Raw genomic sequence first — 14,215 nt, 5'->3', positions numbered from 1 at the left:
CAGAGGCCAAAAATGCCGTTATCGATTACATCCTAAAGCGTTTGATCTTGAAACCGACTGAATAAGCCGGTTTTTTTGTTTCTCTCTTTGTCCATACTGGAAAGTGATAGTGATCAGAAAGGAGAAGAGCGAACCTCCATGTATACGGCCATTTATCCAAGGGTTTCTACAGGCATGCAAGCATCAGAGGGCACAAGCCTTGATGCACAAATTGAGATTTGCATGCGGAAAGCGAAAGACTTGGGAATTCCCGAATCCATGATCAAAGTTTATCGCGAAGAAGGATTCACAGGTGAAGATATCGATCGGCCCGCCATGAATGAATTCAGACAAGATGTTGCGCAAGGGCTGGTCCGTCGCTTGATTGTTACCCACCCCGACCGGTTGACCAGGGACTTGACGGATAAATTAATCCTTTGCCGTGAGCTGGAGCGGAGCAATATCGAGCTGGTGTTCGTGGACACGGAATACCGGAATACGCCGGAAGGGCAGCTTTTTTTCAACCTGATGAGTTCCATAGCACAATACGAGTTGTCTTTAATCAAGAAGCGGACGGTACGCGGAAGACTCAAAGCGGTGGAAAAAGATAAGAAGATCATGCCCATGCGTGTGGCTCCCTATGGATATGATCTTCATGAAAATACCTTGATTATCAATGCGCAGGAAGCCGAATTTGTCCAGAAGATATACCACTGGTATGTTCATGAGAACTATACGCTTCGTGAAATCGGGGATCGACTCTATGCGTTGGGGGCGGTACCCAAACGAGGGGAAAGCAGGAACTGGAGCGCCAGTTCCATTAGAAGGGTTCTTACTTCTGAGGTGTACATCGGCAAGTTCTATTACAATCGTAGAGAAACCCGGAAGATTCGCGGGGAGAAAACCAAGAACGGCACACCGAAAAAAACATATGCCTTTCGCGAGGAAAAGGACTGGATCGAGGTTACCGTGCCAAGTATCATTGACCCGCAACTGTTTGAATTAGCCCAGGTGCAGAAAGAGAAAAACATGAAACGGTCAGGAAATGTAAAGTATGAGTATTTGTTAAAATCCATGATCCGGTGTGGACATTGCGGCAGAATGTGGCAAGCAACTACTTATACAGGCCGGGTAAATAAAGAAACGGGAGAAAAGATCCGTTACACCTGCTACAGATGTCCAAACCTCTTCCCAAAGAAGTATGGTGAAGGAGTTGAGAAGTGCCCGACTCAAACGTTGCGCGCCGATATGTTGGATCATTACGTCTGGCAGCTCATTTTGGAGACATTGTCTAATCCCGATGATTATATGGAGCGGCTGCAAAGCAAATCGAATGAGATTAACCTGGAACTTCAATCCGCCGCGGACCACATCAAACGTCAGCTGGAGCAGAAGGAGAAGGAAAAGGAAAAAATCAAAATCATGTTCAAGCGGGAGGTCATTGATGAGCAGGAGATGCTTACCGAAATGCAAAAGATTAATGCCGGACTAAAGTCGTTGGAGCAAGAGCTTGCCGGGTACGAAAAGCAGTTGTCAGAACAAGCGGAGAAGGAAATATCGGCCAATCGGATTGCCGAGGTCTCCAAGGCTGTCCGAAACTTTATCGAGAGCGCCGGCGACGAGCTTACCCTTGAGGAGAAGCGACATATCCTGGAGACCCTGGTTGATGAAGTTGTTATTCGCTACGACGGGAACGAAGTACAGATTACTGCAGTCGGAGCACTAGATGAGTTAAAACGCCAACAGTTTCTTCAGCATGAGGATGACATCGGTTCTTGTTTACAACCTCAAGAAATTCGAGAACACCGGAGAAGACAGTGAAGACCTGATCTCCATCGGGACCATTGGTCTGATCAAGGCAATTGAGAGCTACCAGGTGGATAAGGGAACGAAGCTGGCGACGTATGCGGCGCGTTGTATTGAAAATGAAATCCTGATGCACCTCCGCAGTCTGAAAAAAACGAAGAAGGACGTTTCCCTGCATGATCCGATCGGAACTGACAAAGAGGGCAATGAAATCACGCTTATAGACGTACTCGGGACAGAGACCGATGAAGTAGTGGATGCGGTGCAATTGAAGCTGGAGTCGAACAAGATCTACCAGCACATCCACATCCTCGACGAGCGTGAAAAAGAAGTCATCATCGGCAGGTTTGGATTGGACCAGGACAAAGAAAAGACGCAGCGGGAGATCGCTCGGGAACTTGGCATCTCTCGTTCATACGTCTCACGAATTGAAAAGCGGGCATTAATGAAGTTGTTTAATGAATTTTACCGGACGAAACAGACACAGAATAGATAGTGGGGACTGCAATCGGAAGGTCAGGCGCTCCCGCAAGCAGGTCATTTGGAAAAATGGCCAGCTTGCGGGTTTTTCGTGTCCACCCGATCCATCAGGGCTAGCAGTCCTGCCATTGCAAATCAATTGCGGTCCAATGAACTGAAAATCTTCATGATGCCAAGGTAACTCGAGCAAGATAAGGTCCGACGGCTTCGCTTGGTTCGGAAATGTGGCACGTTTTATCCGAGGACATATGTCCTTTTCCAAGATCTCAAACTGTCATTTAATAATGGAAAAAATGACGGGAGGTGACAAGGAAATGAAAGGAGCCATATTCGCTTTTATGGGCGGAGCCTTTCTTACGCTGCAAAGTGTCGCCAATTCGCGGATTAGTCAAGATATTGGGACCTGGCACACAGCGACCATTACCCAGTTTACTGGATTCTTGACATCCTTGATGGTCCTGCTGATAGTCGGGGAGAAGAATTGGCATGGTCTAAAACGCGTACAGCCTGCCTATTTGACTGGCGGAGCCTTTGCGGCGATGATTATTTTTAGTAATGTCACCGCTATGCATTTGATCGGTGCAACCCTGACAATATCTGTCTTGTTAATTGCCCAATTGAGCATGACCTTTTTTATGGATTGCAACGGATGGTTCGGCTTGGCGAAGCAGAAGATGAGGTTGCCGCAATTCATAGGCATCGGGCTGATGATCGCGGGTGTGGTGATCCTCAAAATGTAAGAGTGGAGGGAAAACAGCGACATGATCGAAATTCATGATCGAGTTCAGTTGAATGCCTATTTGTGTGAGCATCATATCGAGACCATCCTTCCCAAATCAATGCATCCGCATTTATCGTTATATCGTTTTGAGAATGGTGAACGGATTTGTTCGCAAGGAGAACCCGCTGCAAATCTGTATGTATTGGTCAAGGGAAAGATTAAAATCTATACAACATCTCCGGAAGGAAAAACCTTAATTCTCTCTTTTAAAACACCGCTTGAGTTGATCGGGGATATTGAATATGTACGAAAAATGGATTTTCTAAATACGGTTGAGGCGGTTTCGTCCGTGATGATGATTGGCATTCAATATCGCTGGTTATCAAAATACGGCAGCGATGATGCGCCATTTCTGAAATTTTTACTGGAGATCATCACGCAAAAATTCGCCATAAAATCAAACTCGATGAGCTTTAATTTAATGTATCCGGTGGAAGTGAGACTGGCAAGCTATCTTCTGTCTGTGTGCTTTGATGAATCCGATAATCAGGTAGTGGGGCAACTTCCCGCAACTAGTTTGAGTGATGCAGCGAATCTGATTGGAACCAGCTACAAACATCTGAATCGGGTCATCCAACAGCTCTGCGCAGCGGGTCTGATTGAGCGGATAAATGGAAGTGTTACGGTAAAGGACAAGAAAAAACTTTCTGAATTAGCCAATCATAATCTCTACAAATAGGAAGTGAATTCAAATGATACAAGGAGTATTGATGGCGCTACTCGCAGGTACACTAGTCAGCCTGCAAAATATATTCAATGCGAAAGTGAATGAACACGTTGGGTCTTGGACGACAACGACTCTCGTGTTAGGGATGGGATTTTTGGCATCGCTTGCGGGCGCAGTTATCTTTGCAGGACAGAGTGGGTTTCCTTTTTCGCAGATGAAGCTTTGGTACTGGTTCAGTGGAATGATTGGCGTAGGAGTAGTGATCTGCCTGGTTCAGGGAATTCGGCTGCTCAGTCCCACGTACGCCATCTCAATCGTCCTGATCTCACAGCTCATGTTTGCGATCTTGTGGGATTCTTTGGGGTTGTTTGGTCTGGTGAAGGTTCCCTTTACACCTAAGCAACTAATTGGTGTCCTTGTCATTGTAACTGGGGTTCTACTCTTTAAAGTTGGAGGTAGGGTGAGGCAGAGCACGCTGCCAAATGGATATCAGTGAAAAAGTGGAAATGAATCATTGACTCAATTTGTTGGATTATGATAAAATAAAAAATTTTAAACGAGTAAAGTGTGGTATAATAGAAGGAGGTTGTCTGGGAGGTGGACGTATGTTTGAAGTAGGAGACAAGATTTTTTACCCCATGCATGGAGCCGGAATCATTCAGGCCCGGGAGGAAAAAGAATTTCTCGGCGAGAAACATTTGTATTTTGTGTTGAACATGCTGCTGAAAGATTTAGACATCATGGTTCCTGTTGAGAAGATGTCCGCACTAGGCATTCGCCGCGTAGTTGAGAAAGACGTCCTCTACGATGTTTTGGCGCGTTTGCAGGAGGGAGAGGCAGATCTTTCCGTTCAAGCTGGCCAGCGTCAAAAAATCAATATGGACAAAATGAAAAGCGGAGACCTATACGAGATCTCCGAGGTGATCCGCGATTTGACAACGATTAGCAAGAACAAAATTTTAGGCACTTCTGACAAACTTATGCTGGATAATGCTCAGCAAATCATCATCAGTGAGATAGAACTAGTCTTGGGAATGGATACGGAACAGGCATCTGAACGTTTGAAACAAGCGGTATGCAAGCAAGAAATAGTAAGTAAAGCATAATACTGATTGACCAAGTACAATACAATCAGAGCAGCTTCATTCATGTACAAAGCAGACGCGGATGCCATTGATCCGCGTCTTTTTTATAGGAATCGTTTGCCGATAATTTCTCTCACGCGTCCCCATGCCCGCAGAAAATAGGGGGAGGGCTTATGCAGCAAAGTTCGCAACGGAACGATGCGGTAAGCGATTCGGCCTTTTCGCGTGAAACGCAGTGTATAGGTAGGGACTACAGAGATCTGGGTGAGCTCAGCCTGTCTATTCTCTTCTTTTTCGATAGTCAAAAAAAGAATCGCCCCGCATTGCGACTGTTGGATTTTCAGCATCGGCTCGGAGGAAAAATTGCCCAGTGAATAGGCAACGACCGTTTTCCGATGCTGGTTGTTTTTCTGGCGGATCATAGGGGTGACGACAGGCTGCAGAACATGGGGATGAGCACCGAGAACGATGTCGGCTCCGCGGTCCAGAAGGGCCTGCACGAGTATCCGTTGCCGCAGTGTCGGGGTGTAACGGAATTCAATCCCAAAATGAAGGGAGACGATCAGGATATCGACGAGCGGTCGAAGTTTGACGATGTCTGCTTCCATTCGTGCCGGATGAAGGAGATTGACCATCCAGGGTGCATTTGCTGGTATCTTCTGTTTGTTCGTTCCATAGGTATACGCCAGAACTCCGATGCGAATCCCTTTTACCAGCTTGATATAGGGGAGCTGTGCCTCCAGCTTGTTGCGGTAGGTGCCGGTATGATCAAGCTGGTACCGATCCAACACATCCAAGGTCCGTCCAAGTCCTAAGGGCCCGCCATCCAGACAATGATTATTGGCCGTCGTTAAAAGCTGAAAGCCAGCATGCTTCAAATCACGGGCAAGCTCATCCGGACAGTTGAATCGGGGATACCCAGCGCGAAACGAGCCGATCTGATAGGGCTGCTTGGGCCCAGAAAATGTCGTTTCCAGATTGCCGATCGTAAAATCAGCACGCTGCAACAGCCCGGCGACAGGGGCGAACTGTTCGGCGAAGGAAAATTGGCGGGTGCCAGGGATTTGGGCTGCCGCAATCTGACTTTTCCACATCAGGATGTCACCGACCGCGGCAATTGTCACCTTTTTTTTCAACTGCCTCACCTCTCTTGCTACTCTATGCATCCAGTCGTCCACCGGAATGGAACAGAAGTGGAGACAACGACTAGATGACGGTCTATACAGGCTGTCTACGCCCTTCATACTATGAGAAAAGAATTTTGGTGTGGACTCGAATAAAGGAGAGGCTGCGTTTGAAAAAAATAGGGAGAAAAGAGATAGCCAAGCTGCCCACCAAGCCGCTCATCCTGCGCATTCCTGTCATCGCAGTAACTGGCAGTGCAGGGAAAACGACGACGAAGGAAATGATTGCAGCGATTCTCGGGCGTACCCGACGAGTGTACAAATCGATGTTCAACAAGAATTTTCTAGGCAATACGAGAGCGCATGCACGACGGATCAGGAAGGAGCATCAAGCGGCGGTTCTGGAGTTTGGCATGCTGCGTAGAGGCCATATCATGAGGCATTGTCAAATCATCAAGCCTTCCTATGGCGTGATCACGAATATCGGGACAGCCCATATCGGCAATGTCGGAGGGACCAAACAAGGAATCGCATTGGCCAAATCGGAACTCATTCGTCATATGCAGCCAAATGGGAAGGTCTTTCTGAACATGGATTGTGCGTACTCGCGCATGCTTTGCAAGCAGCCGTATACAGGTAAATTTTCCGGTGCGTTTATTACGGTCGGACTGCAGCAGGAAGCGGATTACCGTGCGACCAACTTCTGCCAGACGGAGGAAGGCATATCTTTTTCCTGTGAACTAAAAGGCGAAGAGCACTCATTTTTCATACCCGTACTAGGCGAGCACAATATCTACAATGCCCTGTTTGCCATCGCGGTCGCGGATTCACTTGGTTTGAAGCCAGCAGTGATCCAGGAAGGCTTGCGATGTTTTCGTCCGCAAAAAAAGCGCCTGACTCATTATCGGACTGTACGCAATGTGCATATCCTCGACGACTCGTACAGCTCCAATCCCAATGCTGCCAAAGCTGCCATCGACGCACTGTGTCAGGTGGCGAGAGGAACGAAAGTCGCAGTCCTTGCCAGCATGCTGGAGATGGGCAATTACGAACAGAAGGGGCATGAAGATGTCGGGCGTTATTTGAGCCAAAAGCAGGTCGACTACGTCTACACCCTGGGAAAAAGCGCCAGATATATCGCGCGGGGAGCGATTCAGGCAGGCTTCCCTCCAGAACGCGTCGTCCATTGCATCAGTAAAAGACAGCTTCATCGAATGCTGATGAAACGCTTGAAGCCGAATACGTATTTTCTCGTGAAGGGCTCCCGAAAACTGCGAATGGGAGAAACGGTCTTGTTTTTATATCGCGAGGCGACGAAAAGCATCGCGAAACAAGCGCTGTAATCAAAAAAGGAAAACTCTTGTCTGATGAAAGGGCAAGAGTTTTCCTTGTATGAGGCATTTTGTTCTCTAGGGCTATAGACACCTGACTATGTAATCATTTCAGCTATTGGGAAAATTTACAGCCTTAACCTGTTTTGCTTTTTCCAGTAGACTGGTTCCGTACCCAATTCGTTGGGAAATTCACAACTTGGAGGGAAGCACATTGACGAAACGAGATTGGTTACAAAAATCCACTGTTGCTGTCTTGCTTAGCACATCTTTTCTGATGTTTGCAGAAGGTGGACAGGCTGTTTCGCATGCGGCGCAGACCCAAACCGAAGCCCAAGGGGCGCAAGTAGCAGCCATCGCCCAGTCGCTGAAAGGAAAATCGTATCAATACGGGGCAGTTGGTCCACAAGCTTTTGGCTCAGCAGGTTTTGCAACTTACATATACAAGAAGATCGGCATGAATATAGAGGATACCATTGCCAAGCTGAACAAGGCGGGCAAGAAAGTATCTGTGCAAGAAGTACAAGCTGGTGATTTGCTCTTTTTCTCCTCTACAGGGAAAGGATCTGCGTCTTTCATGGGTGTCTACATCGGAGACGGTCAATACATGTACGCATCTCAGGGAGAAAAGAAAGTGGTAGTTAAAAATTTGAGCGATTATTCCAAAAAGTTGCTTAGTGTGCGCCGCATTCTACCGGATGAAGCAGGTTCGGTCACACCGCCAAACACTACAGAACCCGATCAAAATCTGGGGAAGGACTTGGGCAACAAGGTCGTATCAGCAGGGATGAAGTACCTGGGAACTCCATACGAATACGGATCCACTCGTTCCAATAAAAAGACTATGGATTGCTCTGAATTCACGATGTGGGCCTATCTGGATGGGGCAGGCATCGATATGGGGCGGGGAGGAGCGAAATCCCAAGCCAACTATGTAAAAGCCCACGGAACGATGACAACGGACATCAACAAGCTGAAAAAGGGAGACCTCGTATTTGTCATGAAGTACAAGGGCTGGAAGGAGTCAGATTACAAAGGGATTGACGTATCCAAGCAAAGCATCAATCACGTCGCGATCTACCTCGGTGACAACAAGCTGCTGCATACGTATTCCAAGGAATCCGGGGGAGTACGGATCACCGATTTTAAAGGGACCCATTGGGAGTATCGTTTTATCAGCGGGGGGCGTCCCTATTAATCGGGAACAGTGAGAGCCAGATTCGGGCGGATGCATCTCGGACAAATGCGGAAAAATGGGTGAATGACCGCCGGCAAACGCACATGCCAGTTCCGCGTTTGCTGCATCTCCTATAGGGAGACTTGTAGGAGGTGAAGGGTCATGTCATATATGTTTCCACCTGGGTCTCCTGGATCGCCAGGTTATCCCGGTTATCCCCCTGGTTCAGGAGGGTATCCCCCTGGATCGCCTGGAGGTTTTCCTCCGCCACCAGGACCACCCCCGGGGAGGGCACCAAGCTCGCCTGGCTATCGAGGTGGAGGAGGCCCGCGAAGAATCGGGCCATGGAGCTTTCAAGGATGCTTGTATCGCTATACGTTCATCTGGCTCCACAACGGTCGCACGTTTTGGTTTTATCCCTTCAGGATAGGTCGCAACACAGTTTACGGCTATCGCTGGCGTAATAATCGCTGGGACTATTACGAGTTGAACGTCAATCGCGTTGCGTATTTTACTTGCTGATTCAGCCAAATCGCTTCATCATACCAACAAACCTGCAAAAACAGGCGCATGCTCCGCAATCGTACGACGGAGCTGCGCCTGTTTTTTGGATTTCCTATTCTTGCACGGCTACTGAAAAATCTTTGTGATCGTGAATGCTGCCTGCTTCGACATGAACCTTGACAGTATAAGCCCCAGATGCGGGGAATGTAAGCTTCGCTCCATATTGACCAGGATGGGTTTCGGCAGCATCCTGAAACGCGTGTTTTTCTTCTCCGTCCTTCCAGTATTCGAAGCGTACAGTCGCGTTTGGCAGGACATCATCCCCGTTCATGATGTGGACGCCAAGCCAAGTCTCTTCCGATGCGCGAATTTCTGTTGCCGGCATAAAATGCATCTCGACCTGTCCACCCTCTGATGCTTCTGTGCCATGGTCATGCGAACCTCCGTGTTCAGTGGAGGACGTAGTCTTTTTGTCTTGGCTCTGCTGTTCAGCAGGAGTTGGTTGATCGACTTCGCCCGTTTCTCCTTTTACTGTAAAGGGAATCTTTTTCATCGTGTGAAAATCCCTTGCTGTGACATGGTAGTAGACAAAGTACGATCCCGGCTGGGAAATGGTCTGTTTGGCAATGTAGAGGCCATCTTTTTGGAAGGTGGCGGGCAACATTTCATGCGGCTCCTGACCTTCCCTCCACCACTCAAATTTTACTTCGCTCGCATCGTCCACTGGTTTGCCATCCTGTGTCACCGTAACAGCAAACGTGACGGTATCACCCACAGCAGGCTCGCTTGGTTCCATGGTAAAGGCGGCTTCTACTGGCGAACCGGGCACAAATGCCTCTTGATTGTCATTGCCGCATGCAGCCACCGAGACGAGCAAAAGGAGGCAGGGAAGCACGCGCATGAAGCGTATGATTGTCATGTTCCGATCATTACCCTTTCTGTTTCAAGTTGATTAGTTCTTCGTAGATTTCGTCCGGATCGAAGTCTTCTCCCATACCAAACTTGCGCAAGACAACGTTGTTCTCGTCGACCAAATAGGTGCTGGTGGTATGGGAGATAAATCCGTCTTCCGTCTGATTGGCGAAGAATCCAAGCGAGCGTGTCACGGTTTTGATCGTTTCTTCGTCGCCGCGCAGAATAACCCAGCCTTGCGGATCGATTCCGATATTTTGGGCGTACTTTTGCAATACTTCAGGGGTATCATTGACTGGATCGATCGTAACAGTCAAAAATTCGATTCCATTCCCCATCAGATTTTCTTCCATCAGCCGCTTTTGCAATTGTACCATCCGAACCGTTGTAGTCGGGCAAACGTCTGGACAACGCGTGTAGATCAATTCAACAAGACGAAGGTTCTTTTTCTCGTTCGTCAGCGGAAAAGCGCTCCCGTCCAAAGCCTCCAGCGAAATATCAGGAAGAGCGGCCTGTACGTTCTTGGGCTGTCCGAAAAACCAGGACGACAGCAGGATAAGGAAGACTAGGATCGGCAAGAAAATGAGCAATCTTCGAATCCGTAACGCAGTAGTTGAAGCAGCGGTCATGCTAGGACTCCTCTCCCTCCCCGGGCATTAAGAATGGGGGAGCAGTTGATCATCTGGTTGGTCACGTTCTTTGCGGTACCATGTCGTAAAGATATAAGCAAGCATCACACCATAGGTCATCTCTTGCATCAGCTTCATGATGATTCCGCCGAGACGCTGATCCTCCAAGGGGTCCATGGTAAAGGCGAACATCGACTTGTCGATCGGTGCCGAGAAGAACGGCGCACAAAGCATCGTTGGACCATTCAAGTAGGTGTCGTACAATGGAGCGCCAGCAAACATGATCAGGGCACATGCCGGAGTGATCAATACCCCGTTGGCAAAAATATACGCCAGCTTTTGCAAATGGGACAGACGATGAATTTCCGGAACAGGAGCCATCACCGGCATCCACATGAAGAAAGCTGCGATCAACAAGATCAAGTGAATGGAGTTGTGAATCGCCAGATTGTTCATCGACAGGTCGAGAATGAAGGGCATATGATAGAAAGAAAACAGAGCATTAAACAAGATCACGCCTGGCAGGGGGTGCGTAAAAACGCGCAAAATTCCTCTGATTACGCGAAAACTTGCCAGGTAACGGATCAGGTAAGCAGGTGTTCCAGCCAGGATGAACAAGGGCATGACCAGATACAGCAAGGACTGCTGCAGCATATGGGCGCTGAACAAGAAATGGCCGCTCACATTTAACGGACTGCCCAGGCTGAAGTAAAAGAGCAGGAGCCCTATTGTAAACAGGATCTTATGTCTCGGCTTCGCTGGCTCATTGTCCGGAAAGGTATGACGCAAGGGACCAATAAAGGAAAAGTATGCCACACCGATCAATACGGTCAGTACGATCAGTTCAGGGTTCCACGTCCCGCGAAAGCCAAATGTTTCGGTCAAATAGGTGAGATTCATAGGTACTACCTCCGTTTTCCGATGATGTTCCCCATCCTCTATTATAGGCATGAAAAGGGAAGAAGCCTAATGACTATTTTGGGCTATTTCGTGGAGAAAAGAGGGATTGTTCACACATCTGTCACGCCGTATTCACAATAGCAGCCTCCCATCTATCAAAATGGGAGGCCGGCGGTAGGTTTAGGAGCCTTGTTGTTGTTCTTCAAACCATTTCTTCCAAGTGTCAGCATCTTGTTCGCCAACCTGGCGGGACACTTCTTTGCCGTCTTTGTAATGGACCAGAGTCGGTGTGAACTCAATATGATATTCATCCCAACTGGAAGGAAACTCGAGAAGATTATGTTTTTTCATGTCAATCTTCATTTCATCGGCAATCGGTACGAGCACTGGCGTTGTAGCCATGCAATGCTCGCATGTCGGGCTGAAGTAATAGACGTAAAGCTCTTCTTTCTTATCCATCTTGTCTTTCAGTTCATCAGGCAAGATGAGATTGCCGTACAGCGGATCGTCAAGTTGGGCCAGTGTGGCCGGATGAAGGGTTTCCTTGCCGTATGGATTTCCTGCTGCCTTCTCACGATTGGAGATGTCTGAGTACACGATGGCACCGATCAATAGCGCCGCCACGACGATAGCGAGAATAATAACTTTTTTCAAGGCCTAGTTCTCCTTTCGATGTCTCATTATCAACACTTGCAGGATGCTGATCAAAATAAATGCAATCAGAGCCAAAAACGGAATCGTGATAAAACCAAACCAGTTAATGTAATCGGTATTGCAAGGAACGATTCCGCATGCGTCCCCCATTTCATGCAGGAATGGAACCTTCTGTATCAGGTAGTGATACAGGGAGATCAGGCCGCCTATGACGGAGAGGATCAGCCCGTATTGGGACATCCGGTAGTCTTTTTTAGCGGAAGCAACACCCAGCAGAATCACGAGAGGGTACATGAAAATTCGCTGGTACCAGCATAACTCGCAAGGTATGTATTTGAGAACTTCTGAAAAAAAGAGACTACCCGAGGTCGCAATCAAGGAGATGACCCAGGAGAGGAACATGCATCGTTCCAAAAATTGTTCACGCTTCATATCAACACCTCAGCCCTTATTCTATCATAATTACGAATCGAAAGTAGATTGTATAAAGTAACAATTTGTGAAATGAACCGGCTTGTCCGACACAGAAGGAAAAGCCGTAAGCGTCCGAGTCGCCTCATCAGCTGTCAGGCTTTTTTCGTTTTCACTTCCGGATAGGCAAACGTGATGACGCTTTGCAGATTTTGCACAGGCGTGAACTGAGATTGCAGAGAGGGCCATTGCAAAAGCAGGACACCTCGCTGATAGCCTGCTCCTCCATCAATGCCAATGAGCGCCCCCCTCCTCCAGGGACCGGATCCGGCGTAGCCTGGAAGGCGGTCGACGGGCGTATGCCCAAAAACGATCGGGAGATTTCCATTATAGTGATCGTAGAAGGGCTGGCGTATCCAGAGCAGATCCTCAGGACGTTGTTGTGTCAGCGGGAGGTCAGGACGGATTCCAGCATGGACCAGTAATACAGCAGGAGTATTCATTCCGGGATTGGCGGGAAGCTCCATGTAGAGGGGAAGTGTTGTCAGGGCAGGCAGAAGCTGCGGATATTGCTCAAGGATCAGCTGTCTGGCCTGTTCCTGTTCTTCGGGTGATGGCATGCGCCCGAGAAATGCGCGACGCAGCGGGTGGCGATCCAAAAATGAGCGGATGGTGGCATCGCCGCCGTTGAAACGAAGATAAAGCTCAGGATTCCCTTTTCGCAGCAGCCAGTCTTCCAGCATCTGTTCATGGTTTCCTTTCAGCAGCATGATTTGGTTGGGATAGGCTTGCCGCAACTCTAGCAGATGTAGGAATACCTCTTTTGATTTCGGTCCTCTGTCTACCATGTCGCCAATCACATAGAGTTGATCGCCGCGATCCAGGGAAAAGGAGGCGTCTTCGAGCGCTTTGACGAAGGTTTGATACTGACCGTGCAAATCCGAGACGAAATACATCGTCATGACACAAGCCCCCTTTCCTATGCAAAAGAGATTTCCTTCCATTAGAATATGTATACGGTGTGAGCGAAAAGGAGTGACACGAGATGGACCCATTGAAGGAATGGCTGTATGAAGCCAAGTCTGCCGTTGTTTTTACTGGCGCGGGCATGTCTACTGAAAGCGGCTTGCCTGATTTTCGTTCGCAAAGCGGCTTATGGCAAGGAAAAGATCCGATGCAGCTAGCAAGCACACAAGCCATGCGCAATCATAGGGAAGCGTTTATAGACTTTTATCGAAAACGGATCGAGGGGTTATTGGCCTGCGAGCCGCATGCAGGACATGAATGCCTGGCTGCTCTGGAGCAGGCAGGGAAGGTGAAGGGGATCATCACGCAGAATGTGGACGGTTTTCATCACCGCGCGGGCAGCAAAAAGGTCGCACAGCTCCATGGCACGCTGGAGACGGTTCACTGTACGCGCTGTGAACAGGTCTATCCCAGTGCCCGCTACCTGCAGCAGGATGGAACCATTTGCTCCTGCACAGGGTTCCTTCGACCTTCTGTCGTCTTGTTTGGCGAGGCATTGCCTGCTATGGCGCTGGAACAGGCTCAGGAATGGAGCGATCAGGCGGATTTGTTTGTCGTTTTGGGCTCATCCTTGACGGTAAGTCCCGCTAACTGGTTCCCCCAACGTGCGAAGGAGGGCGGTGCCAGACTGGTGATCGTCAATCAGGAACCGACACCGCTTGATGCTTGGGCTGATCTTGTGATTTCCGATAAACGGATTGGCGCAGTATTGACGGAGGTTTGTCAGCAGATTTAGGATCACATGCCTG

The 14,215-nt window shown here is 48.6% G+C and carries 16 protein-coding genes; 9 read left to right on the top strand and 7 right to left on the bottom strand.

All coding sequences use genetic code 11. The features are described 5' to 3' along the window. Window positions 1-138 precede the first annotated feature (138 nt). The 6 genes from T458_RS33425 to T458_RS33400 all read left to right on the top strand — a co-directional run bounded on the left by T458_RS33425 (window position 139) and on the right by T458_RS33400 (window position 4,819). Entirely contained in the window at window positions 139-1,800 is a 1,662-nt protein-coding gene (locus T458_RS33425; protein ID WP_023554860.1) for a recombinase family protein, read from the top strand. Beyond that, entirely contained in the window at window positions 1,736-2,281 is a 546-nt protein-coding gene (sigK, locus tag T458_RS33420; protein WP_023554859.1) for an RNA polymerase sporulation sigma factor SigK, read from the top strand. The genes T458_RS33425 and sigK overlap by 65 nt, the downstream gene beginning before the upstream one ends. Window positions 2,282-2,579: 298 nt before the next feature. Then, the gene (locus T458_RS33415; protein WP_023554858.1) at window positions 2,580-3,005 is read left to right on the top strand and encodes a DMT family transporter; all 426 of its coding nucleotides are present in this window, start codon (window positions 2,580-2,582) and stop codon (window positions 3,003-3,005) included. Between the two features lie 21 nt (window positions 3,006-3,026). Further along, window positions 3,027-3,725, top strand: coding sequence for a Crp/Fnr family transcriptional regulator (locus T458_RS33410; protein WP_023554857.1), 699 nt, complete (start codon window positions 3,027-3,029; stop codon window positions 3,723-3,725). A gap of 13 nt (window positions 3,726-3,738) precedes the next feature. Further along, window positions 3,739-4,209, top strand: a complete 471-nt coding sequence (locus T458_RS33405; protein ID WP_023554856.1) for a DMT family transporter — start codon at window positions 3,739-3,741, stop codon at window positions 4,207-4,209. Between the two features lie 109 nt (window positions 4,210-4,318). Next, on the top strand, window positions 4,319-4,819 hold the full coding sequence (locus T458_RS33400) for a CarD family transcriptional regulator (RefSeq protein ID WP_031305388.1): 501 nt from the start codon (window positions 4,319-4,321) through the stop codon (window positions 4,817-4,819). Between the two features lie 83 nt (window positions 4,820-4,902). Here T458_RS33400 and T458_RS0128340 read toward each other — a convergent pair whose 3' ends face one another. Then, window positions 4,903-5,934 (bottom strand): CapA family protein, encoded by a 1,032-nt coding sequence (locus T458_RS0128340; RefSeq protein ID WP_031305387.1) that lies wholly within the window; start codon window positions 5,932-5,934, stop codon window positions 4,903-4,905. 158 nt (window positions 5,935-6,092) lie between these two features. Between T458_RS0128340 and T458_RS33395 the strand changes: the two genes are divergently transcribed. Beyond that, window positions 6,093-7,265, top strand: coding sequence for a UDP-N-acetylmuramoyl-tripeptide--D-alanyl-D-alanine ligase (locus T458_RS33395; RefSeq protein WP_031305386.1), 1,173 nt, complete (start codon window positions 6,093-6,095; stop codon window positions 7,263-7,265). 202 nt (window positions 7,266-7,467) lie between these two features. Continuing rightward, window positions 7,468-8,451 (top strand): C40 family peptidase, encoded by a 984-nt coding sequence (locus T458_RS33390; RefSeq protein ID WP_023554853.1) that lies wholly within the window; start codon window positions 7,468-7,470, stop codon window positions 8,449-8,451. A gap of 595 nt (window positions 8,452-9,046) precedes the next feature. Here T458_RS33390 and T458_RS33380 read toward each other — a convergent pair. From T458_RS33380 to T458_RS33355, 6 genes are all read right to left on the bottom strand, one after another. After that, complete coding sequence (locus T458_RS33380) at window positions 9,047-9,853, bottom strand: FixH family protein (RefSeq protein ID WP_023554851.1); 807 nt, start codon at window positions 9,851-9,853, stop codon at window positions 9,047-9,049. Window positions 9,854-9,863: 10 nt separating this feature from the next. Beyond that, entirely contained in the window at window positions 9,864-10,475 is a 612-nt protein-coding gene (locus T458_RS33375; RefSeq protein WP_023554850.1) for an SCO family protein, read from the bottom strand. A 27-nt stretch (window positions 10,476-10,502) separates the two neighbouring features. Beyond that, a complete protein-coding gene (gene ctaG / locus T458_RS33370) occupies window positions 10,503-11,375 on the bottom strand; it encodes a cytochrome c oxidase assembly factor CtaG (RefSeq protein ID WP_023554849.1) in 873 nt (290 codons plus the stop codon). 180 nt (window positions 11,376-11,555) lie between these two features. Continuing rightward, window positions 11,556-12,029, bottom strand: coding sequence for a thioredoxin family protein (locus T458_RS33365; protein WP_023554848.1), 474 nt, complete (start codon window positions 12,027-12,029; stop codon window positions 11,556-11,558). A 3-nt stretch (window positions 12,030-12,032) separates the two neighbouring features. Further along, a complete protein-coding gene (locus T458_RS33360) occupies window positions 12,033-12,461 on the bottom strand; it encodes a disulfide oxidoreductase (RefSeq protein WP_023554847.1) in 429 nt (142 codons plus the stop codon). Between the two features lie 134 nt (window positions 12,462-12,595). Next, entirely contained in the window at window positions 12,596-13,402 is an 807-nt protein-coding gene (locus tag T458_RS33355; RefSeq protein ID WP_023554846.1) for a metallophosphoesterase family protein, read from the bottom strand. Between the two features lie 83 nt (window positions 13,403-13,485). Here T458_RS33355 and T458_RS33350 point away from each other — a divergent pair, with 83 nt between their 5' ends. Next, on the top strand, window positions 13,486-14,202 hold the full coding sequence (locus tag T458_RS33350; RefSeq protein ID WP_023554845.1) for an NAD-dependent deacylase: 717 nt from the start codon (window positions 13,486-13,488) through the stop codon (window positions 14,200-14,202). Window positions 14,203-14,215: the final 13 nt, after the last annotated feature.

The sequence above is a fragment of the Brevibacillus panacihumi W25 genome (genome assembly GCF_000503775.1).
GTDB classification, from domain to species: domain Bacteria; phylum Bacillota; class Bacilli; order Brevibacillales; family Brevibacillaceae; genus Brevibacillus; species Brevibacillus panacihumi_A.
The sequence above is the reverse complement of the archived record's forward strand: the minus strand, read 5'-3'. Positions and strand labels throughout refer to the sequence as shown.

Bases quoted from the DNA above. Each gene is read 5' to 3' on its own strand.
- T458_RS33425 (WP_023554860.1), top strand. From the start codon at position 139: ATGTATACGGCCATTTATCCAAGGGTTTCTACAGGCATGCAAGCATCA.
- sigK (WP_023554859.1), top strand. From the start codon at position 1,736: ATGAGGATGACATCGGTTCTTGTTTACAACCTCAAGAAATTCGAGAAC.
- T458_RS33415 (WP_023554858.1), top strand. From the start codon at position 2,580: ATGAAAGGAGCCATATTCGCTTTTATGGGCGGAGCCTTTCTTACGCTG.
- T458_RS33410 (WP_023554857.1), top strand. From the start codon at position 3,027: ATGATCGAAATTCATGATCGAGTTCAGTTGAATGCCTATTTGTGTGAG.
- T458_RS33405 (WP_023554856.1), top strand. From the start codon at position 3,739: ATGATACAAGGAGTATTGATGGCGCTACTCGCAGGTACACTAGTCAGC.
- T458_RS33400 (WP_031305388.1), top strand. From the start codon at position 4,319: ATGTTTGAAGTAGGAGACAAGATTTTTTACCCCATGCATGGAGCCGGA.
- T458_RS33380 (WP_023554851.1), bottom strand. From the start codon at position 9,853: ATGACAATCATACGCTTCATGCGCGTGCTTCCCTGCCTCCTTTTGCTC.
- T458_RS33375 (WP_023554850.1), bottom strand. From the start codon at position 10,475: ATGACCGCTGCTTCAACTACTGCGTTACGGATTCGAAGATTGCTCATT.
- ctaG (WP_023554849.1), bottom strand. From the start codon at position 11,375: ATGAATCTCACCTATTTGACCGAAACATTTGGCTTTCGCGGGACGTGG.
- T458_RS33360 (WP_023554847.1), bottom strand. From the start codon at position 12,461: ATGAAGCGTGAACAATTTTTGGAACGATGCATGTTCCTCTCCTGGGTC.
- T458_RS33355 (WP_023554846.1), bottom strand. From the start codon at position 13,402: ATGACGATGTATTTCGTCTCGGATTTGCACGGTCAGTATCAAACCTTC.
- T458_RS33350 (WP_023554845.1), top strand. From the start codon at position 13,486: ATGGACCCATTGAAGGAATGGCTGTATGAAGCCAAGTCTGCCGTTGTT.